We start from the raw sequence: 19,458 nt of genomic DNA on the forward strand, positions 1-19,458 counted from the left end.
CTCACCTCCTGGGGAGCAGCAAAGAACGGTGCCATTCGAAGAAAGCGGGAAGGACCGACCTGAGTACACGGAATGCCGATATTCCACCGCGCACCGTGCCGATCCGGACCAGTTCGTGTTCTGGAGCGTCCACGACCACCCGTACGGCCGCAACGGGGCGCTCACCCGCGCGCACGGCGCTCAGGAGCGTGGCCGCGGACTCCATGTCGACCGCGATTGCGCCGGTCGCGAGCAGGTCGGACCGTTCCTGACCACGCACGACGTGATCGGAACCGGTGAGCGGTCCGGTGTGGACAGTGCGCCCCGGTACGGCGCGGGCCAGTTCCTTGACGAGCAGGTCGGTGGCGACGCACGGCGTGGTCCCGCGCCGGTCCCGGGTCTCCTCGGCGACGACCAGGTCCCCGGGGTGCATGCCGGGGGCGAGCCCCGCGCAGAAGCCGGTCGCCAGCACGGCGGCACCGTACAGTGCCGGGTCGGCCAGGGCCCGCGTGACGGACCGCTCGGCCGCCTTGGGGCCCATCCCGGTGCGCAGCACGGTGACCGGCCCGCCCGCCCCCCGCTTGTACGGTTCGGCTGCGGGGCGCTGAAAGCCGGTGCGCAGGGCGAGGTGCTCGATGCCGAGCGCGCAGGCGATCAGCAGCGGGGCGGTGGCGGGCTGGGGGTTCATCAGCGCCTCTCTGCCCCGGAGAACGGCTCTCCGTGGACGTACCGGCCGAGCGCGGTGAGCGGGAAGACCTGCCGGTAGAGGTGGTAGTTGATGGAGAAGTCCCAGGGGAATCCGGTGCCGGTGAAGTACGGCTCGTCCCAGGAGCCGTCCTCGCGCTGGGTGGCGGCGAGCCACTCGACTCCCCGCTCCACGGCCTTGGACTCCCGCTCCCCCGCGGCCAGCAGCGCCATCAGCGCCCAGGCCGTCTGCGAGGCGGTGGAGGCGCCCCGGCCGCTCCAACCCTTGACGTCCCGGTAGGAGCGCAGGTCCTCGCCCCAGCCGCCGTCGTCGTTCTGGACGGACTCCAGCCAGGCCACGGCCCGGCGGATCGCCGGGTGCGAGCCCGGGAACCCGGCGGCGACCAGGGCGGGTACGACGGACCCGGTGCCGTAGACGTAGTTGACGCCCCAGCGCCCGAACCACGAGCCGTTGGGCTCCTGTTCGGCCAGCAGCCACTCGATGCCCCGCCGGGTGCGCGGATCGTGGGCGAGCCCCTCCACCGCGAGCATCTCCACGACGTGCGCGGTGACGTCGGCCGACGGGGGGTCGATGACCTCGCCGAAGTCGCAGAAGGGCAGCCGGTTGGGGAACGGGCTGGTGTTGTCGACGTCGAAGGCGCCCCAGGCGCCGTTCTTCGACTGCATGCCGAGGTTCCAGCGCACCCCGCGTCCGATCGCCTTCTCCACCCGCTCCGGGTCGTGGTGGCGGACCCGGCGCAGCGCGAGGACGACCTCGGCGGTGTCGTCGATGTCGGGGTAGTTGTCGTTGTGGAACTCGAACGCCCATCCTCCGGGCGGCAGTTGGGGACGCTTCACGGCCCAGTCGCCGGGCCGGACGATCTCCTCGCCGAGCATCCAGTCGGCGGCCTTGACCAGTTGCGGATGGTCGGCGGGCACCCCGGCGTCGGCCAGCGCGATGGTGGCCAGGCAGGTGTCCCACACCGGCGACTGGCAGGCCTCGATCATCCGGGCCCCGTCCTCCCGCCAGACGGCGAAGCGGTCCAGCGACTCCAACCCGGCCCGCATCACGGGGTGTTGGAGGTCGTAGCCGAGGAGGTGCAGGGCGATCACCGAGTACACGGCCGGGGGCTGGATACCGCCCCAGCAGCCGTCGTTCTCCTGCCGTTCGATGATCCAGCGGGCGGCGGTGTTCATCGCGGACCGGCGCAGACCGCGCGGCGCGACTTTGCGCAGCACGTGCAGCGCCTTGTCCATCCGCTGGAAGGCGCCGTCCCAACTCGCCATCGGAGCAAGGGGCTTGGCGGGATTGGGGCGGGCGGGGTCGGTGTGCAGCTCGTCCAGCGGGAAGGGGGCGGGCCGCACCGGGCGCTTGGCGGAGACGATCGTCAGCGGAACGATGGTCTGCCGGGCCCAGCAGCCGAAGTCGTAGATGTTGAGCGGCACCCACTTCGGGAAGTAGATGAGCTCGGGCGGGAGTTCGGGCAGGTCCTCCCACTTCCACCAGCCGAACAGGGCCAGCCAGATCCGGGTGAAGACCCGGGCGGAGGCGATGCCGCCCCGGTCGCGGATCCACTGCGCCGCCCTGGCCATGTGCGGCGCCTCGGGCGCGTCACCGGCCAGGCGGAGGGCGACGTAGGCCTCGATGGTGGCGGAGAGTTCGCCCGGTCCGCCGTAGAAGGTGGCCCAGGTGCCGTCCTCGCGCTGTTCGCCGCGGATGTACAGGGCGGCGGCGCGGGTGGTGGCCTCGTCGCGGATGCCCAGGAACTGGCGCAGCAGCAGGTCCTCGGCGTCCATGGTGACATTGGTCTCCAGGTCGCCCTTCCACCAGCCCTGGGCGTCCTGCCGGGAGAGCAGATGGTCGGTGGCGCGCCGGACGGCACGCACTGCGGCGTCATGGACCCCGGCCGCTGCGGGGCCGACGCTCTCGGTTTCGCTGGCCGCGGCAGCGCGGGGCTGCAGGGCCCCGGTGCTTCCGTCGGTCGTCGCTGTCATGGCTTCCCCTTCGTGCAGTGTGCAAGTGGTGCGTCTGCTGTGGGTCCGCCGTCGGCCGGTGCGCGATCAGCTCACGAACACCGGCCGGCGACTACGCGAGGGCTATTCGACCGATAATGATCATCTCTTTCGTACGACGACGAAGTCGGCGAGCGCCGCGAACTGCGCGCGCACCCGGTCGGGCATGTCGATGGAGTCGAGGGCCTCGAGGGCGACGGTGTGCTGACGGCGTGCCTCCTCGGCGGTCCACTCGCGGCCGCCGGCCTCCTCGATCAGGGCGGCGCGGGCCGCGAACTCCTCCTCGGAGAAGTTCGCGAAGTCGCTGCTCTCGGCGTCCGCGGCGAGGAGTTCGCCGAGCCGGTCCGAGGCCGGACCGCCGGCCGCGAGCGCTGCCACGACCGGCAGCGACTTCTTGCGCTGGCGCAGGTCGCTCCAGGTCTGCTTGCCGGTGGCGACCGGGTCGCCCCAGATGCCGAGGAGGTCGTCGACGGCCTGGAAGGCCAGGCCCAGGTGGTAGCCGTACTTCTCCAGGGTGTCGGCGGTACGGTCGTCCGCGCCGCCGAGCACGGCGCCGATGGAACTGGCGCAGGCCAGCAGGGCGCCGGTCTTGTTGCCCTCCATCTCCAGGCACTCCTCGACGCTCACGCGGTCGCGGTGCTCGTAGGAGATGTCCTGGGCCTGACCGTCGATGAGGGCCCGGGTGGCGCTGGTCAGCCGACGGGTGGCGCGGCCGGCCTCGACGGTGCCGAGTTCCAGCAGGATCTCGTTGGCCAGCGCGAACAGGGCGTCGCCGACCAGGATGGCCTGGGCGGGCCCGTGCACCTTCCACACCGTGTCCCGGTGGCGGCGCTGCTCGTCGCCGTCCATCAGGTCGTCGTGCAGCAGCGAGAAGTTGTGGACCAGTTCGACGGCGACCGCGCCGGGGATGCCCGCCTCGGGCGCGGCACCGGTGACCTCGGCGGAGAGCACGGCGAGGGCGGGGCGCACGGCCTTGCCGCCGTCACCGGCCGTGGGCCTGCCCTCGGCGTCGATCCAGCCGAAGTGGTAGGCGGAAACGGTGTCCATGGGAGGGGCCAGGCGGTCGATCGCCGCCCTCAGTACCGGGCTGGCCAGCGTCCGGCCGCGCTCCAGCAGCGCGGTCACGTCCACCGCGTCGGCAGCCGTCGAGGCCGGGGGCACAGGGGGCACAGTCTCTCCTCTTGTTGCGGTACCGGGGGTGCGGGGACCTGCCGCGTACTGATCGACCTTCACCGAAGCTCACCTCGCAGGGACGCTCCGGTCGCCTCCGGCTCTCGGCCGGGGGTCCGGGGGTGGTCCCCCGGCCTGGCGCTGTAGGCCGCCTCCTCGACGTCGAAGAGGTGGTGACGGGGCCGGCCCAGGGCGCTCAGCGCGGCGTCCGCCGCGCTCACGCCGCTGCGGACCGCACTCTCCATGGTCGCGGGCCACCCTGTGGCGGTCCACGCTCCGGCCAGGTAGAGGCCGGGTGCCTTGGTACGGGCGCCGGGCCGCAGCCGGCCGACGCCTGGGGCGGGAGCGAACGTCGCCGTGCGCTCCCGGGTCACGAAGAAGTCCTTCACCTGCGCCCCGCGCGCGCGGGGCAGCAGCCGCTCGAGCTCCGGCAGATAGCGCTCGCGCAGCGCCGCCACCGGAACGTCGATGTCGTCCTGCGCGGCCGACTGGGACAGCGCGAGGTACTGCCCCGCGCGCAGCCCGGAGGCCTCGGTCCGGTCGAAGACCCACTGCACGGGCGTGCCGAGGGCCGCGAAGAACGGCCTGCTCAGCACCTTCCGGTCGTACACGACATGGACGTTGAGGATCGGCGCGGTGCCGATCTCCAGAAGCTGCTCGGGAGCGTCGAGGGCGCCTTCGGGCAGCAGGTCGTACGCCTCGCGCTGGGCGACGGCGAGGACGACGGCGTCCGCCCGGAGCGTCTCGCCGGGAACCTCGACGCTCCACCGCCCGTTTTCATCAGTGGAGACGGAGGTGGCGCGTGTACGGACCTCGGTACGGACGCCCGCGGAGTCGAGCGCCTTGCGGGCCAGCCGGTCGTGCAGTTCGCCCAGCGGGACGCGCGCCCAGCCGATGTCGGCCGCGCCCGGGTCGGAGAGCAGACCGGTCTTGAACACCATCGCGGCGAGCCCCAGCGAGGCGTCGCCCGCGACCGCGTTGAGGGTGGCGACCCCGACCAGGTCCCACAGGGCCTCGACGGCACGCGCCGACTGACCGTGCGCGGTCAGCCAGCTGCCGAAGTCCTGCGCGTCCAGGGCCGGATCGGCGAGGTCGAGCCCCTTGAGCGCGAGCGCGGCGCGCCCGACCGCCGCCCGCTCGGCGAGCGAGAGATGCGGGTAGGTGGCGAGGCTGCGCCCCAGATGCAGCGGTACGGGCAGCGCGTCGCGTCGCAGCCGCCCCAGTCGCCGCCCCTCGGGCCGGTTCACGTCGAGGACGGGCACGTCGAGACGATCCTGCAGCGGGGCCAGCGCCTGCCCCTCGATCCGGTCGAGGAACCAGCGGTAGGCGGTGCAGCAGCGCAGATAGACGTGCTGGCCGTTGTCGACGGTCAGCTCGCCGCGCCGGAAGGAGAAGGCGAGCCCGCCCAGGCGCGGGCGGCCTTCGAGCAGTGTCACGCGCACTCCGGCGTCGGCGAGCGCGAGCGCGGTGGTGATGCCGGCCAGGCCGCCGCCGATCACGACGGCGTCACGCCCCGGCTGCCGTCCCGGCGTGGCCGTGAGCGGTTCCTCGGACCGCATGCCGTCGCTCATCGTGCGTCCTCCCCCGAGCGGCCGCCGCGGTGCTTGAACGATGCACGGTCGGCCGTTGCAGTCAGGGACGCCGCCCCGCCGCGGAGGGTTGCGTACGCCTTTTTGCCGGTGGCATCACTTTGGGCCGGATTGTCCATCAGGTGCGCCTCCTGACGGCCCGCCGGGTCACATGCCGGGCGTCCAGCCCGGACAGGCCGCGCACGGCGACGTAGGCCTTCTCGCGTCCGGGCAGTGAGACCCGGCCGCGCAGCACGGCCTCCGGGTCGCGCTCGATGCGGTCCAGCAGGCGGCGGTAGATGCCGGCCATGGCGGCGACGCAGGCGCCGCTGCGCCGGTCGAGCAGCGGGAGCAGGCGATATCCCTCGGCGAAAAGGGCGCGGGCCCGTCGCACCTCGAAGTGCACGAGCCCCGCGAAGTCGGCGCCCTCGGGTGGTTTCGGTCCGCTGAACCCGGCCGAGCAGCCGAACTTGGCCAGGTCGTCGGCCGGCAGGTAGGTGCGCCCGCCCTCGGCGTCCTCGCGTACGTCCCGGAGGATGTTGGTGAGTTGGAGCGCGAGCCCGAGCGTGTCGGCATACTCCGGCGCGCGCTCGGCGCCGCGCGCCCCCGGTTCGGTGCCGAACACCCCGAGCGAGAGCCGCCCGATGGCGCCCGCCACACAGCGGCAGTACACCTTCAGGTCGTCCCAGGTCTCGTAGGTCTCGCCGCGTACGTCCATCAGCACGCCGTCGATCAGCTCGTCCAGGCCGTCGAGCGGGATCGGGAAGACCTCCGCGGCATGGGCGAGCGCGACGGCGACCGGGTCGGTGTCGTCCTCGTCGACCGCGCCGCCGCGCACCCGGGTGAGCATCGCCCGGGTCTCCTCCAGCCGCGCCGCCTTCACCTCGTCGGCCAGCGCCCCGTCACCGATGTCGTCCACGCGGCGCGAGAACGCGTACAGCGCCGACATAGCGCGGCGCTTCGGTGTGGGCAGCAGCCGGATCCCGTAGGCGAAGTTGCGCGCCTGCTGTCCGGTGACGGCCTCGCAGTAGCTGTAGGCAGCGAGTACCGGTGCGGACACGTGTGGTGCAGACTCCACGGTCCGGATCACCCCTTTCCTCGCAGAGTCACGCCCGCCTCGCGCAGCAGCTGGATCTTGCCGGGCTTGGGCGGGCCGGGAAGTACGTCGTATTCGGCGGCGGCGATCGCTCGGATCGCCGCCCTTCCCCCCGCCACGAACCCTGCGAGCAGCAGCCTCAACCTGCCGTGGACGCTACCCACGAGGGGGGCGCCTTCATTCAGGAGATCCCGGGCTCTTTCTGCTTCGTATGCAACCAGTGCGCGCACCGATGCGCCTGCGGTCTTCGTGGCGAGATCCGCCTCCTGGACGTGAAAGCGCTTCATGTCCTCGGCGGGCAGGTAGATGCGGTCGCGGCCGAGGTCCTCGGCGACGTCCTGGAGGTGCTCGACGATCTGGAGGGCGGTGCAGACCGCGTCGGAGCGGCGGATGCGCTCCGGGGTGGCGGTACCGGTGACGCCGAGCACGAGATGTCCGACGGGGTTGGCGGACAGTTCGCAGTAGGCAAGCAGATCGTCGTAGGTCTCGTAGCGGGTGACGAGCTGGTCCTGGCGGTTGGCCTCGATCAGGCCGAGGAAGGGTTCGGGGGTCAGCGAGCGGCGGCGGACCGTCGGCTGGAGGCGGCGCAGCAGGGGGTGGCGGGGGGTGCCGTCGAAGACCCGGCGGAGGTCGGCCTCGAAGGCGTCCAGCATGACCAGGCGGTCGTCGGCCTCCGCGGGCGATACGCCGAGCAGGCGGGCGTCGGCCCCGCCGGGGGCCAGGTCGCCGTCGCCGATGTCGTCGACGAGGCGGGCGAAGCCGTAGACGGCCATGAGGTCGGTGCGCCAGGCCCGGGGCAGGAAGAAGGGGGCCACCGGGAAGTTCTCGTGCGCAGCCTTGTCGAGGGTGCCGCGCTCCGCGTCACCGGCGTGCGGCATGCCGGTTCCCGTCACCGCGAGCCGTCCGACGCAGGGACGGCACATGCTGCGTTGAGCTGGGGAGTTTCCGTAGCCATTGCCGTCACATCTCCCGTTCTACACCGCAGACCCAATACGCACTATTTCGGACACGCCGCCCGGCCGCCCGCGCGACCGCCCTGACAGAGGGTGTGGGGCATTATCGCCCCACTTGCCGCGATTCGGGACCGGTACAGCTTACGTTGTACAACGCACTGCGGGTCCCCGGGGTGCCCTGCACATCACAACAACACACCGATTGGCCCCAAGATTCCTACGGGAAGCCGAAGTTGACGTTTCCTTTGCAGACGCGGAGCCCCGCCGGAAGAGTTCCGACGGGGCCGTGGGAAGCGAGGTCCGCCGCGTGTGCCGGTGCCGGGTGGACTACTTGCCCGTGAACTTCTCGTACTCCTTGAGGACCTCGTCGGTCGGGCCGTCCATGCGCAGCTCGCCGCGCTCCAGCCACAGGACGCGGTTGCAGGTGTCACGGATCGACTTGTTGCTGTGGCTGACCAGGAAGACCGTGCCCGCCTCCGCGCGCAGCTCGCGGATGCGCGCCTCGGAGCGCTTGCGGAACTTGGCGTCACCGGTGGCCAGCGCCTCGTCGATCATCAGCACATCGTGGTTCTTCGCCGCGGCGATGGAGAAGCGCAGGCGGGCCGCCATGCCGGAGGAGTAGGTGCGCATCGGCAGGGTGATGAAGTCGCCCTTCTCGTTGATGCCGGAGAAGTCGACGATCTCCTGGTAGCGCTCCTTGATCTCCTCGCGGGTCATGCCCATGGCGAGCCCGCCCAGGATGACGTTCCGCTCGCCCGTCAGGTCGTTCATCAGGGCCGCGTTGACGCCGAGGAGGGAGGGCTGGCCGTCGGTGTAGACCTTGCCGCTCTCGGCGGGCAGCAGGCCCGCGATGGCGCGCAGCAGGGTCGACTTGCCGGAGCCGTTGGAGCCGATCAGGCCGATGGCCTCGCCGCGGTAGGCGACGAAGGAGACGCCCCTGACGGCGTGCACCTTGCGCACCCCGCGCGCCGCGTCGTCCGAGCCGCGCCTCAGCATCCGGCTCAGCGCCGCGGTGGCGCTGCCCCTGCCGCCCTTCGCGCCGTTGACGCGATAGACGATGTGCAGGTCGTCGGCGATGACGGTGGGGACGCGCGCGTCCGTCTTCGGGTCAGCCACGGCCGTACCTCTCCTCCGCCTTCCAGAAGTACACGAACCCGCCGGCCGCGACGAGCAGCGCCCAGCCGCCCGCGGCCGCCCAGACGTGGTCGGGGAGGTTCTCGGAGCCGTAGCCGTCGATCAGCGCGAAGCGCATCAGGTCCATGTAGATCGCGGTGGGGTTCCACTGCAGGACGGTCGCGATCCACTGCGGCTTGTCGGCCAGCATGATCGGGATCGAGTACATGACGCCGGAGGTGTACATCCACGTACGCATCACGAACGGCATCAGCTGGGCCAGGTCCGGGGTCTTGGCGCCGGCCCGGGCCATGATCAGGGCGAGGCCAGTGTTGAACACGAACTGCAGGCACAGCACGGGCACGATCAGCAGCCAGGACAGCGCCGGGTAGCTGCCGAAGACGCAGGTCACCACGAACAGCACGAGCATCGAGGCGAGCAGTTGCTGGAGCTGCTGGAACGCGAAGGAGACGGGCAGCGAGGCGCGCGGGAAGTGCAGGGCGCGCACCAGGCCCAGGTTGCCGGAGATCGCGCGCACGCCGGACATCACCGAGCTCTGCGTGAAGGTGAACACGAAGACGCCGGTGACCAGGAACGGAATGTACACCTCGCGCGACATGCCGCGGTCGGCCCCGAGGATCACGCCGAAGATGAAGAAGTACACGGCCGCGTTCAGCAGCGGCGTCACCACCTGCCACAGCTGGCCGAGCTTGGCCTGGCTGTACTGGGCGGTCAGCTTCGCCCGGGAGAAGGCGAGGATGAAGTGACGCCGGTGCCAGAGCTGGCGCACGTACTCGACCAGCGAGGGGCGGGCGCCACTCACGGACAGCCCGTACTTGGCGGCCAGCTGGGCCGCCGTGAGGCCGTCGTCGGGCGACGGGGGCTCGCTCACCGCGACTCGGCCGTCGTGCGTTGTCTCACTCACTAGCGAAAAACTTTCGTCTTCGAGATGCACGCCTGTGCGGGCATGGCATGACCCTGGGGCCGTGGGTGCGGCCCGGTTGCTCTCAGGGACGAGCTTGTCAGATGACGGGAGGCCGGCCCAGTCGGGTCAGCCGCCACACCGTACGCCACTTCATGGGCCGGCGGGGGCCGCACGGGCTGCTCCAGCCCTCCCGGAAGCCGCCGAACCAGGCCTTGAGCGCGGGCCGTGAGGGGCGGCGCACCAGGGTGAGCAGCATCCAGACGCCGAGGTAGACCGGCACCAGGAGCGCGGGCAGGTTGCGGCGGGCCAGCCAGACCCGGTTGCGGGCGACCATGCGGTGGTAGACCGCGTGCCGCGAGGGCGCGGTCGTGGGGTGGTACAGCACCATGTCGGACCGGTAGTCGATCGTCCAGCCCGCGTCGAGGGCCCGCCATGCCAGATCGGTTTCCTCGTGTGCGTAGAAGAATTCGTCCGGCAGGCCGCCGACTTCGGCGAAGACCTGGGTGCGTACGGCGTTGGCGCCGCCGAGGAAGGTGGTGACCCGGGAGGAGCGCATCGGGTCCGAGGCGCGCAGCCGCGGCACGTGGCGGCGCTGGGTCTCGCCGGTGTCCGGGTCGGCGATGCGGAAGCTGATGATGCCGAGCGTGGGGTCGTCGGCGAAGGCCTGTCGGCACAGCTCGGCGGTGTCGTGCTGCGCGAGCAGGCCGTCGTCGTCGAGGAACAGCAATATGTCGACATCGCGACCGCTGGGGCCGAACGCGTCGATGCCGACGTTGCGGCCCCCGGGGATGCCGAGGTTCTCCGGCAGTTCCACGGTCCGCACGCCCTCGGGCACGTCCGGGACGGGCGAGCCGTTGCCGACCACGACCACCTCGACGCGGTCGCCGTCCTGCTTGGCGACCGAGTCGAGCAGGGCACGCAGCTCGTCGGGGCGGTTGCCCATGGTGATGACGACCGCGCCCACCTTCAGTGAGGACCCCACGCCGCTCACCTCAGCCTGCTCGACACGAGGATGGAGACCAGGTGCAGCAGCGTCTGCAGCAGCGCGATGCCGGCCAGTACGGCGACCCCGAGCCGGGAGAAGAACAGGTCGCCGCGGATCTGGTCGGCGACCGCGAGCACCAGGATCAGCAGGGACGCCTCGATGCCGAGGATCAGCCGGTGGAACTTCAGCGCCGCGGCGGCCCTGCGGGCCAGTGCCATGCCGGAGGAGCGCGGCTCGGAGGCCGACTCCTTGACGGGCGGCAGGCCGTTCTGGTGGCGGGCGACGCCCACCAGGTCGGTCTCGGCCTTGATCAGGATCGCGCCGAGCGCGGCCAGCGTGCCGAGGAAGGCCCACAGCCAGTCGATACGGCCGCTGCCCCACAGGTCGGCGGCGCGCAGCCCGAAGCCGACCAGCACGGCGGCGTCGGTCAGGTAGGCGCCGACGCGGTCCAGGTAGACCCCGCCGAGCGAGTACTGCTTGCGCCAGCGGGCGATCTCGCCGTCGACGCAGTCCAGCAGCAGGTACAGCTGGACGCACACCACACCGAGCACGGCGCCCGGGATCCCCGGCACGAGCAGTGCCGGGGCCGCGAGCACACCGAAGACGGTCATCAGGTACGTGAGCTGGTTGGGCGTCACCCTGGTGTTGACCAGGTAGCGGTCCACCCGCAGGGACACCTCGCGCATGTAGAGGCGTCCCATCCAGTGCTCACCGCTGCGCCGGTCCTTCACCCCCGGGGGGTGGACGACCGGACGGAGTTCAGCTACCGATGGCCTTGACATAGTCGGCGTAGATGTCCTTGATCTGGTCGGTTTTCAGGTCGAGGTGTTCGAGGATGGTGTACCGGCCGGGGCGGGTCTCCGGAGCGAACTCCACGACCCGGACGAACTCGTCCCGGGTGAAGCCGATCTCCTCCGGCAGCACCGGCAGTCCGTGCCGGCGCAGCACCTCGGCCATGTAGGCCGACTCCTCGTGGGCCCCGCGCAGGTACATCGCGAAGGCCGCGCCCAGTCCGCACTGCTCGCCGTGGGCGGCGGCGCGGCGGGGGAACAGCAGGTCGAAGGCGTGGTTGATCTCGTGGCAGGCCCCGGAGGACGGGCGGGAGTCGCCCGACACCGACATGGCGATGCCGCTGAGCACCAGCGCCTCGGCGAGCACCTGGAGGAACTCGGTGTCCCCTATGCCGCCGGGGTGCCGGAGGACGGCCTCGCCGGCCTGGCGGGCGATCGCGGCGGCGAGGCCGTCGATCTTCTCGCCCTTGACGCGGTGGGCGAGCTCCCAGTCGGCGATCGCGGAGATGTTGGAGATCGCGTCGCCGATGCCGGCGCGTACGAAGCGGGCCGGGGCCTCGTGGATGACGTCCAGGTCGATCACGACGGCGATCGGGTTCGGTACGCCGTACGATCCGCGGCCCGCGTCGTTGTCGAGGGTCGCCACGGGCGAGCACAGGCCGTCGTGCGCGAGGTTCGTCGGCACGGCGACCAGGGGCAGGCCGACCCGGGCGGCGGCGAACTTGGCGCAGTCGATGATCTTGCCGCCGCCGAGGCCCACGACGGCGTCGTAGTGGCCGGCCCTTATGTCACCGGCCAGCCGGACCGCGTCGTCGAGGGTGCCGCCGCCGACCTCGTACCAGGTGGCGCCAGGCAGTGAGGGCTCCAGCCGCTCGCGCAGCCTCGCGCCGGAACCGCCGCTGACCGCGACGGCCAGCCTGCCGGAGTGCGAGATGCGCTCGTCGGCGAGCACACAGCCCAGGTCGTCGAGGGCTCCTGCGCGGATGTCCACGACGACCGGCGAGGGGATGAGCCTTGTCAGTACTGGCACGCGATCTCCCGTCCGCGGGCGAGATCGTCGTGATTGTCGATCTCGACCCACTTGACGTCACCGATCGGCGCCGTGTCGATCTTGAAGCCGCGGTTCACGAGCTCCTGGTAGCCGTGCTCGTAGAACTGCTGCGGGTCGGTCTCCCAGACCGTCTTCAGGGCGTCGACCAGCTCGGGGGCGGCGTCCCCCTCGATGAGGGTGACGCCGATGTACTCGCCGGTGGCCTCGGACGGGTCCATCAGCTTGGTGATCTTCGTGACGCCCTTGTCGGGGTCGACGACGACCTTCATCTCCTCGTCGGCCAGGGCCTTCACGGTGTCCAGGGCGAGGATGATGCGCTTGCCGTCGCCGCGGGCGGCGAGCAGCGTCTTCTCGACGGAGACCGGGTGGACGGTGTCGCCGTTGGCGAGGATCACGCCGTCCTTGAGGGCGTCACGGCCGCACCACAGGGAGTAGGCGTTGTTCCACTCCTCGGCCTTGTCGTTGTCGATGAGGGTGAGCTTGAGGCCGTACTTCGCCTCCAGGGCCTCCTTGCGCTCGTACACGGCCTCCTTGCGGTAGCCGACGATGACCGCGACCTCGGTCAGACCGATCTCGGCGAAGTTGCCGAGGGTGAGGTCCAGGACCGTGGGTTCGCCCTCTATGCCCGCGGGCCCCACCGGCACCAGCGCCTTGGGAAGGCTGTCGGTGTAGGGGCGCAGACGCCGTCCGGCGCCGGCCGCCAGCACGAGGCCGATCATGCGGGTTCTCCTTCATCGTGTACGGCGGGTGCCCCTGCGGACACCCAGAAGCGGATGCTCTCGACGAGCACCAGCAGGGCCACGGCCACGGCGAGCGCCGTGAGCGCGACCTTGAACTGTGCGGCGGTGAACAGCACGGCCAGCACCGTGACGGCCAGCGTCCGGCCCTCGTGCCCCCCGATCGCCCGCACCAGCCAGTGCGGGGGCGCTCCCGCGTTGCCGCGGATGCGGTAGACCGTGTCGTAGTGATGGTAGGCGACGGCCGCCACCAGGCCGAAAGCCGCAGGAAGGGCTCCGTTCACCCCCGCGTTGACGGCGAGGGCGAGGACGGTGCCGTACTCGGCCGCGCGGAAGAACGGGGGGACCAGCCAGTCGAGGGCGCCCTTGAGGGGGCGGGCGACGGCGAGGCCGGAGGTCACGGCGTAGAAGAGGGCGGCGAGGACCGGCCAGGGGCTGCCGGACTCGGTGAGCGCGGCGGTGGCCACCACGGCGAGGCCGCCGAGCAGGGCGAGTGCGGGCGTCGCGATGCCGGGCAGCCGGCGCGCGGGGTTCTTGAACGCCTCGGCGAAGCCCTGGGCGAGCGGGCCGGAGTCCGCGAGGTCGGCCAGCGCCTGCGCCGCCCGGTCGGTGCGGCGCGCCTTGCGGGTCAGGGAGCGCAGCACGCGGCCGGCCGTGGTGTACGTGGCCGCGAAGGCGCAGCCGACGAGCAGCGCGTAGAAGGTGATGCGGGGGGTGGTGACGGCGGTCAGGACGGCGATCATCGCCCAGCGCTCGCCGATCGGCAGGACGATCATGCGGCGCACCCAAACCGTCCAGCCGACGCTGTCGAGCTTGTCCGAAAGGGCCGCCGTGGGGCTGGTGTTGGCGGTCGCGTCGTGGTTCGCCTCGTTGAAGGAGAAGTCCACGACGTGCCGGCAGGTCTGCAGGACCATCGCGCCGAGGGCGAGCGCCCACACGTCGTCACCGCCGCGGGCGGCGCCGAGGGCGAGGCCCGCGTAGTAGGCGTACTCCTTGGCCCGGTCGAAGGTGGCGTCCAGCCAGGCGCCGAGGGTGGAGTACTGCAGGGAGTAGCGGGCGAGCTGGCCGTCTGTGCAGTCCAGCACGAAGGAGAAGAGGAGCAGCAGGCCCGCCGCCACGAATCCGCCGCGGGTGCCGGTGGCCGCGCAGCCCGCGGCGATGAGCGCGGTGACCAGCGAGGCGGTGGTGACCTGGTTCGGGGTCAGGCCCCGGCGGGCGCACCAGCGGGCGAGGTAGCGGGAGTAGGGGCTGATGCAGAAGGTGGTGAAGAAGCCGTCGCGGGCCTTCACGGCCGACTTCAGGCGTACGGCCTCGTCGTCGACGGCGGCGACGGACTGGCGTGCCTCGTTGCGGGCCTGCGGGTCGGCGGGCACGGCGGCGACGAGGCTGCCCAGCTCGGGCCGGTGCACGGCGGTGCCGTCCTCGTCCAGGGCGGTGACGACGCGGTCGGCGAGGCTGTCCACGGCGAGTGCCGTACCGCCGCCCGCGGAGTTCTCGCGGGCCATCGCGCGGGTCAGCGCCTGGCGGCCGGCGGGCTGGGCGGTGAGCGCGCCGGGCACCGCGGCGAGCGGGAAGCGCGGGTCGGTCAGGCCCAGGCGCAGGGCGTGCAGGTGGCCCACGAAGCGGGCGTCGACCAGGGCGACACGCTCCTGGGCGGGGACCTGGGCCAGGAGCGTCTCGGCGTCGGCGGCGTCGGCGGCCGTCCGGACCTCGAAGCCGAGCGACCGCAGATCGGCCTCGATCGACGATCCGGGGACCGGCTGACCGGTGAGGATGGCGGTCGACAACCGAACTCACTCCCTGGGTGCCGACGCCGGGACGTCGGGCTTGCGCATGATGGGGGCGCCCTTGCCTGTGGCCCCGGGCGGCATGTCGGCAGAGGCTATCGGATGCCGGGAACGCCGCGTTCACCGACCGTTTCACGGCCCGATCGACGTGGTTCGCACACGCCGTTGCCGCGATCATCATCGGGGATGCGGGGCCCGGCCCACAAACCGCGCTTCCAGAACGGGCATTCGGGACATTCCCTTCGCCGCGGGTGCCTCGGCATAGGGTGAGCCACCATGACATGGCTGATCACAGGCGGGGCCGGATACATAGGGGCGCACGTGGCGCGGGCCATGACCGACGCCGGGGAACGCGTGCTGGCGCTGGACGACCTCTCGGCCGGGGTGCCCGCGCGGCTGCCGGACGGCGTGGCGCTGGTGCACGGTTCGTCGCTCGACGGCGAGCTGCTCAAGCGGCTCTTCGCGGAGCACGCGGTGACCGGTGTGGTGCACCTGGCCGCGCGCAAGCAGGTGGCCGAGTCCGTGGCCCAGCCGACCCGCTACTACCGGGAGAACGTGGGCGGCCTCGGCACGCTCCTGCAGGCGGTCGCCGAGGCCGGGATCCGGCGGTTCGTCTTCTCCTCGTCGGCGGCCGTCTACGGCAATCCGGACGTGGACCTCATCACGGAGGACACCCCGTGCGCGCCGGTGAACCCCTACGGCGAGACCAAGCTGGCCGGCGAGTGGCTGGTGCGGGCGGCGGGACAGGCGCACGGGATCTCCACCGCGTGCCTGCGCTACTTCAACGTGGCCGGCGCCGCCGCTCCCGAGCTGGCCGACACCGGCGTCTTCAACATCGTCCCCATGGTCTTCGACCGGCTCACCCGCGACGAGGCGCCGCGGATCTTCGGTGACGACTACCCGACGCCGGACGGCACCTGCGTGCGTGACTACATCCATGTCGCCGACCTCGCCGAGGCCCATCTCGCGGCCGCCCGCCGGATCACCGGCCGGAGCGGCGACCTCACGGTGAACATCGGCCGCGGCGAGGGCGTCTCCGTCCGCGAGCTGATCGACGTCATCGGCGAGGTCACCGGCGACGCCCGGCCGGCCGTGGTGGAGGGCCGTCGCCCCGGGGACGCGCCGCGGGCGGTGGCCTCGGCCGCGCGGGCCGCCGAGGAACTCGGCTGGAGTGCCCGGCGCGGAGTGCGCGAGATGGTCGAGTCCGCGTGGCGGGGATGGCAGCTGCACCACGACCGATGATCACACCGGCGCCCTGACCTGCGGATCGTTTCTGCAGGTCAGGGCACATGACAACGGTGTTCAATGCAGCGTTGCCTCATACGCCCCACCCGTAGTTCACTGTGGTCCCGGACGACCCACCGGACCACATCAGGAGGCGGCTTTCATGGGGGCTGGGCACGATCACGGGCATGCGCACGGTGCGCCCGCCGGCGGTACGGCGACCGCGGCGTACCGCGGCAGGCTGCGCGTCGCGCTGTCGATCACGCTCACCGTCATGGTGGTCGAGGTCGTCGGAGGCGTCGTCGCCGACTCGCTCGCCCTGGTCGCGGACGCGGCGCACATGGCGACCGACGCGCTGGGCCTGGGCATGGCCCTGCTCGCCATCCACTTCGCGAGCCGCCCGCCGAGCGGCAACCGCACCTTCGGCTACGCCCGCGCCGAGATCCTCGCCGCGCTCGCCAACTGCCTGCTGCTCCTCGGGGTCGGCGGCTACGTCCTGTACGAGGCGATCCAGCGGTTCATCACGCCGGCCGACACCCACGGCGGGCTGACCATCGTGTTCGGCGCGATCGGCCTGGTCGCGAACATGATCTCGCTCACGCTGCTGATGCGCGGCCAGAAGGAGAGCCTGAACGTGCGCGGCGCGTTCCTGGAGGTGGCCGCCGACGCGCTGGGCTCGCTGGCGGTGCTGATCTCAGCGGTGGTGATCCTGACGACCGGCTGGCTGGCGGCCGACCCGATCGCCTCGCTGGTCATCGGTCTGATGATCGTGCCGCGCACCCTCAAGCTGCTGCGCGAGACCCTTGACGTCCTGCTGGAGTCGGCCCCCAAGGGCGTCGACATGATGGAGGTACGGGCGCACATACTCGCCCTGGACGGTGTGGAGGACGTCCACGACCTGCACGCCTGGACGATCACCTCCGGGATGCCGGTGCTCTCCGCGCACGTGGTCGTCAGCTCCGAGGCGCTCAACGCGATAGGGCACGAGAAGATGCTCCACGAGCTGCAGGGCTGCCTGGGCGACCACTTCGACGTGGAGCACTGCACCTTCCAGCTGGAGCCGGGCGGGCACGCGGAGCACGAGGCGCGACTGTGCCACTAGGCGCTCCGCTGGGGGTGCGGTGACGTGGTGTCGGTCGTCCGCGGGCTCGTCGTGGCCGGGCGCGCCGTTCCCCGCGCCCCTTCGGGGCGCTGCCGTACCGCAGTCGAATGCGCCGGGCCCGCCCGGGAGCGCCGCGGGCACGCCATCCTTCGGCCGCGGCGCCGTCGGGGCCGGGCGCGCAGTTCCCCGCGCCCCTTCGGGGCGCTGGCGCACCGCAGTCGAATGCGCAGCGCTACGGAGCGGTTCGGGGGGCGGTGGCGTCTTCACCCTCACAGCTCGGCCGTTCGAGGTTCCGCCACCGCCGCGCCGGGCACGATCAACTGCCGGGAGTGCCGGATTCGTGCGGCACACTTGGGGCGCGAAGACTGAAGTGAAGGATGGGTATGCCGATCACACCTGCCACCACGGCGCAGAGCGCGTCGAACGGCACCGCGGACGCGATTCTGCTCGAACTGGTCGACGAGAACGGTGTGACGATCGGCACCGCCGAGAAGCTCGCCGCCCACCAGCCGCCGGGACAACTGCACCGCGCGTTCTCGGTGTTCCTCTTCGACGAGCGGGGCCGGTTGCTGCTCCAGCAGCGGGCGCTGGGCAAGTACCACTCCCCCGGCGTGTGGTCCAACACCTGCTGCGGCCACCCGTACCCGGGCGAGGCGCCGTTCGCGGCGGCGGCCCGGCGGACCTTCGAGGAGCTCGGGGCCTCCCCGTCGCTGCTCGCCGAGGCGGGCACGGTCCGCTACAACCACCCGGACCCGGACTCGGGCCTGGTGGAGCAGGAGTACAACCACCTCTTCGTGGGCCTGCTGCAGGCCCCGCTGCGGCCGGACGCGGAGGAGGTCGGGGACACCGCCTTCGTGACCCCCGCGGAGCTGGCCGAGCGGCACGCCAAGGACACCTTCTCGTCCTGGTTCATGACCGTCCTGGACGCGGCCCGTCCCGCGGTCAGGGAGCTGACGGGCCCGTCCGCGGGCTGGTGAGCCGGACAGACCCTAGGCCACCTGTTCGGGCTTGAGCGGCAGGGCGGCCCAGATCACCTTGCCGCCGCTCGCGGTGTGCTCGACGTCGCACACCCCGCCCGCCTCCCGGGTGATCTCGCGCACGAGGAGCAGCCCGCGCCCGCCGGTCCGGCCGTGGTCGGCCTCCAGGGCCGTCGGGCGGTAGGGGTGGTTGTCCTCCACGGACACCCGCACCCACTCGGCGCCGACGGCGACCTCAACGGCGAGCATCGGCGACAGCAGTGCCGCGTGCCGGACGGCGTTCGTGACCAGCTCCGAAACGATCAGCAGCAGCCCCTGCACCAGCTCGTCCGAGATCGGTACTCCCTGGCGGTACAGCAGGTCCCGCACCGCGTGCCGCGCCTGCGGGACCGAGGCGTCCACCGCGGAGGCGGTGAACCGCCACACCCCTTCGTAGGGCAACGGGTCCGGGGACCCGTGGTTGTCCATCGGCCGGTCGCCACCCTCGCGCTCGATTGTCGCCACACGACGAGTGTTGGTAACGCACCGCTCCACACCGGATGCCTGAACAGAAGTCAGCGGATATCGAACGTTTCTGACCGTTGACGTATGACACAGTCGACTACGAGACCGCCCCTGCCCTTCTCGCACCAACTTTACGAACTATTCGGGTTGTACGGGTTTGGCGGCGCCCTCCTGCTGTTCCGCTTCCGTCACCATGCCCACGATCCGCCGCCCGCCGAAGCCGGTCGCGATCAGCCCCAGCCCGTCGAAGAGCAGCGCGAGGGCGAAGAACGTGCCGATGACGTACTTGCTGCTGCTCGGCCAGGAGGCCAGCACCAGGATGCCGAGGAGCAGGCCGAAGGCGCCCTGCACCAGGGTCCAGCCGAACTGGGGGCCGCGCACCACCAGACTGCCGACGAGCCGGAACACCCCGCCGGTGAGGAAGAGCAGCGCGGCGAACATGGTCAGCGCCTCGGCGGCCGCCTCCGGCCTGCGCATGATGACCACGCCGGCCGCGATGTTCAGCGCCGCGACCACCACGCCGAGCCAGAAGAAACTGGTGCCGCGCGCCTGGATCGCGTGCAGCAGGCCGACGGTGCCCCCGATCAGCAGCAACCATCCGAACAGGATCATGGACGTCAGCGTGGCGACGCCGGTGTAGACGAGACCGACGAGGCCTGCCAGGACCAGGATCATGCCGAGCGCCGCGAGCCAGCCGAAGCCTCGGTGCAGCTTCGCCGCCTCGCCCGTGGGACCGGTGGACTTCGCCATGCGGCACCTCCTCGATCGGATGTCTGTTCCCGGTTCCCTTCGACCCTGC

The 19,458-nt window shown here is 71.6% G+C and carries 19 protein-coding genes; 3 read left to right on the forward strand and 16 right to left on the reverse strand.

The window, feature by feature from the left end:
* Nucleotide 1: 1 nt before the first annotated feature.
* From ICC28_RS21370 to ICC28_RS21430, 14 genes are all read right to left on the reverse strand, one after another.
* The gene (locus tag ICC28_RS21370) at nt 2–667 is read right to left on the reverse strand and encodes a 1-hydroxy-2-methyl-2-butenyl 4-diphosphate reductase (RefSeq protein WP_188290260.1); all 666 of its coding nucleotides are present in this window, start codon (nt 665–667) and stop codon (nt 2–4) included.
* A complete protein-coding gene (gene shc, locus ICC28_RS21375; RefSeq protein WP_188290261.1) occupies nt 667–2,658 on the reverse strand; it encodes a squalene--hopene cyclase in 1,992 nt (663 codons plus the stop codon). The genes ICC28_RS21370 and shc overlap by 1 nt, the downstream gene beginning before the upstream one ends.
* Before the next feature lie 120 nt (nt 2,659–2,778).
* On the reverse strand, nt 2,779–3,909 hold the full coding sequence (locus ICC28_RS21380; RefSeq protein ID WP_188290262.1) for a polyprenyl synthetase family protein: 1,131 nt from the start codon (nt 3,907–3,909) through the stop codon (nt 2,779–2,781).
* Complete coding sequence (gene hpnE, locus ICC28_RS21385) at nt 3,906–5,417, reverse strand: hydroxysqualene dehydroxylase HpnE (protein ID WP_188290263.1); 1,512 nt, start codon at nt 5,415–5,417, stop codon at nt 3,906–3,908. The genes ICC28_RS21380 and hpnE overlap by 4 nt, the downstream gene beginning before the upstream one ends.
* Nucleotides 5,414–5,554, reverse strand: a complete 141-nt coding sequence (locus ICC28_RS40665) for a DUF6380 family protein (RefSeq protein WP_223189220.1) — start codon at nt 5,552–5,554, stop codon at nt 5,414–5,416. The genes hpnE and ICC28_RS40665 overlap by 4 nt, the downstream gene beginning before the upstream one ends.
* On the reverse strand, nt 5,554–6,504 hold the full coding sequence (gene hpnD / locus ICC28_RS21390) for a presqualene diphosphate synthase HpnD (RefSeq protein WP_188290264.1): 951 nt from the start codon (nt 6,502–6,504) through the stop codon (nt 5,554–5,556). The genes ICC28_RS40665 and hpnD overlap by 1 nt, the downstream gene beginning before the upstream one ends.
* Entirely contained in the window at nt 6,501–7,388 is an 888-nt protein-coding gene (gene hpnC, locus ICC28_RS21395) for a squalene synthase HpnC (protein ID WP_188290265.1), read from the reverse strand. Before hpnC ends, hpnD begins: the two co-directional genes overlap by 4 nt.
* Before the next feature lie 402 nt (nt 7,389–7,790).
* Nucleotides 7,791–8,579 (reverse strand): ABC transporter ATP-binding protein, encoded by a 789-nt coding sequence (locus ICC28_RS21400; RefSeq protein WP_188290266.1) that lies wholly within the window; start codon nt 8,577–8,579, stop codon nt 7,791–7,793.
* Nucleotides 8,572–9,501: an ABC transporter permease gene (locus tag ICC28_RS21405; protein WP_188290267.1), complete on the reverse strand. Its 930-nt coding sequence runs from the start codon at nt 9,499–9,501 to the stop codon at nt 8,572–8,574. Before ICC28_RS21405 ends, ICC28_RS21400 begins: the two co-directional genes overlap by 8 nt.
* Before the next feature lie 97 nt (nt 9,502–9,598).
* Nucleotides 9,599–10,444 carry a glycosyltransferase gene (locus ICC28_RS21410; RefSeq protein WP_223189244.1) on the reverse strand — a complete coding sequence of 282 codons (846 nt, stop codon included), beginning with the start codon at nt 10,442–10,444 and terminating at the stop codon, nt 9,599–9,601.
* A 44-nt stretch (nt 10,445–10,488) separates the two neighbouring features.
* Nucleotides 10,489–11,268: a CDP-alcohol phosphatidyltransferase family protein gene (locus ICC28_RS21415; protein WP_188290269.1), complete on the reverse strand. Its 780-nt coding sequence runs from the start codon at nt 11,266–11,268 to the stop codon at nt 10,489–10,491.
* Nucleotides 11,246–12,307 (reverse strand): iron-containing alcohol dehydrogenase family protein, encoded by a 1,062-nt coding sequence (locus tag ICC28_RS21420; RefSeq protein ID WP_188290270.1) that lies wholly within the window; start codon nt 12,305–12,307, stop codon nt 11,246–11,248. The genes ICC28_RS21415 and ICC28_RS21420 overlap by 23 nt, the downstream gene beginning before the upstream one ends.
* Nucleotides 12,295–13,047 (reverse strand): sugar phosphate nucleotidyltransferase, encoded by a 753-nt coding sequence (locus ICC28_RS21425; protein WP_188290271.1) that lies wholly within the window; start codon nt 13,045–13,047, stop codon nt 12,295–12,297. Before ICC28_RS21425 ends, ICC28_RS21420 begins: the two co-directional genes overlap by 13 nt.
* Nucleotides 13,044–14,852: a DUF5941 domain-containing protein gene (locus tag ICC28_RS21430; protein ID WP_188290272.1), complete on the reverse strand. Its 1,809-nt coding sequence runs from the start codon at nt 14,850–14,852 to the stop codon at nt 13,044–13,046. Before ICC28_RS21430 ends, ICC28_RS21425 begins: the two co-directional genes overlap by 4 nt.
* A 276-nt stretch (nt 14,853–15,128) precedes the next feature.
* Between ICC28_RS21430 and galE the strand changes: the two genes are divergently transcribed.
* The 3 genes from galE (at nt 15,129) to idi (ending at nt 18,155) form a co-directional block, all read left to right on the forward strand.
* On the forward strand, nt 15,129–16,094 hold the full coding sequence (gene galE, locus ICC28_RS21435; RefSeq protein ID WP_188290273.1) for a UDP-glucose 4-epimerase GalE: 966 nt from the start codon (nt 15,129–15,131) through the stop codon (nt 16,092–16,094).
* Nucleotides 16,095–16,239: 145 nt separating this feature from the next.
* Nucleotides 16,240–17,178 (forward strand): cation diffusion facilitator family transporter, encoded by a 939-nt coding sequence (locus ICC28_RS21440; protein WP_188290274.1) that lies wholly within the window; start codon nt 16,240–16,242, stop codon nt 17,176–17,178.
* 383 nt (nt 17,179–17,561) lie between these two features.
* Entirely contained in the window at nt 17,562–18,155 is a 594-nt protein-coding gene (idi, locus tag ICC28_RS21445) for an isopentenyl-diphosphate Delta-isomerase (RefSeq protein WP_188290275.1), read from the forward strand.
* A 12-nt stretch (nt 18,156–18,167) separates the two neighbouring features.
* Here the strand turns inward: idi and ICC28_RS21450 are convergent, their stop codons facing one another.
* Both ICC28_RS21450 and ICC28_RS21455 read right to left on the reverse strand, forming a co-directional pair.
* Nucleotides 18,168–18,659 carry an ATP-binding protein gene (locus tag ICC28_RS21450; protein WP_188290276.1) on the reverse strand — a complete coding sequence of 164 codons (492 nt, stop codon included), beginning with the start codon at nt 18,657–18,659 and terminating at the stop codon, nt 18,168–18,170.
* Between the two features lie 138 nt (nt 18,660–18,797).
* Nucleotides 18,798–19,409, reverse strand: a complete 612-nt coding sequence (locus ICC28_RS21455; RefSeq protein ID WP_188290277.1) for an HdeD family acid-resistance protein — start codon at nt 19,407–19,409, stop codon at nt 18,798–18,800.
* Nucleotides 19,410–19,458 lie beyond the last annotated feature (49 nt).

This window comes from Streptomyces sp. TRM68416, from assembly GCF_014596915.1.
Lineage (GTDB): Bacteria > Actinomycetota > Actinomycetes > Streptomycetales > Streptomycetaceae > Streptomyces.

Coding starts and splice junctions, on each gene's coding strand:
- ICC28_RS21370 (WP_188290260.1), bottom strand. CDS start 667: ATGAACCCCCAGCCCGCCACCGCCCCGCTGCTGATCGCCTGCGCGCTC.
- ICC28_RS40665 (WP_223189220.1), bottom strand. CDS start 5,554: ATGGACAATCCGGCCCAAAGTGATGCCACCGGCAAAAAGGCGTACGCA.
- idi (WP_188290275.1), top strand. CDS start 17,562: ATGCCGATCACACCTGCCACCACGGCGCAGAGCGCGTCGAACGGCACC.
- ICC28_RS21440 (WP_188290274.1), top strand. CDS start 16,240: ATGGGGGCTGGGCACGATCACGGGCATGCGCACGGTGCGCCCGCCGGC.
- galE (WP_188290273.1), top strand. CDS start 15,129: ATGACATGGCTGATCACAGGCGGGGCCGGATACATAGGGGCGCACGTG.
- ICC28_RS21425 (WP_188290271.1), bottom strand. CDS start 13,047: ATGATCGGCCTCGTGCTGGCGGCCGGCGCCGGACGGCGTCTGCGCCCC.
- ICC28_RS21410 (WP_223189244.1), bottom strand. CDS start 10,444: ATGGGCAACCGCCCCGACGAGCTGCGTGCCCTGCTCGACTCGGTCGCC.
- ICC28_RS21415 (WP_188290269.1), bottom strand. CDS start 11,268: ATGTCAAGGCCATCGGTAGCTGAACTCCGTCCGGTCGTCCACCCCCCG.
- shc (WP_188290261.1), bottom strand. CDS start 2,658: ATGACAGCGACGACCGACGGAAGCACCGGGGCCCTGCAGCCCCGCGCT.
- hpnE (WP_188290263.1), bottom strand. CDS start 5,417: ATGAGCGACGGCATGCGGTCCGAGGAACCGCTCACGGCCACGCCGGGA.
- hpnC (WP_188290265.1), bottom strand. CDS start 7,388: ATGCCGCACGCCGGTGACGCGGAGCGCGGCACCCTCGACAAGGCTGCG.
- ICC28_RS21455 (WP_188290277.1), bottom strand. CDS start 19,409: ATGGCGAAGTCCACCGGTCCCACGGGCGAGGCGGCGAAGCTGCACCGA.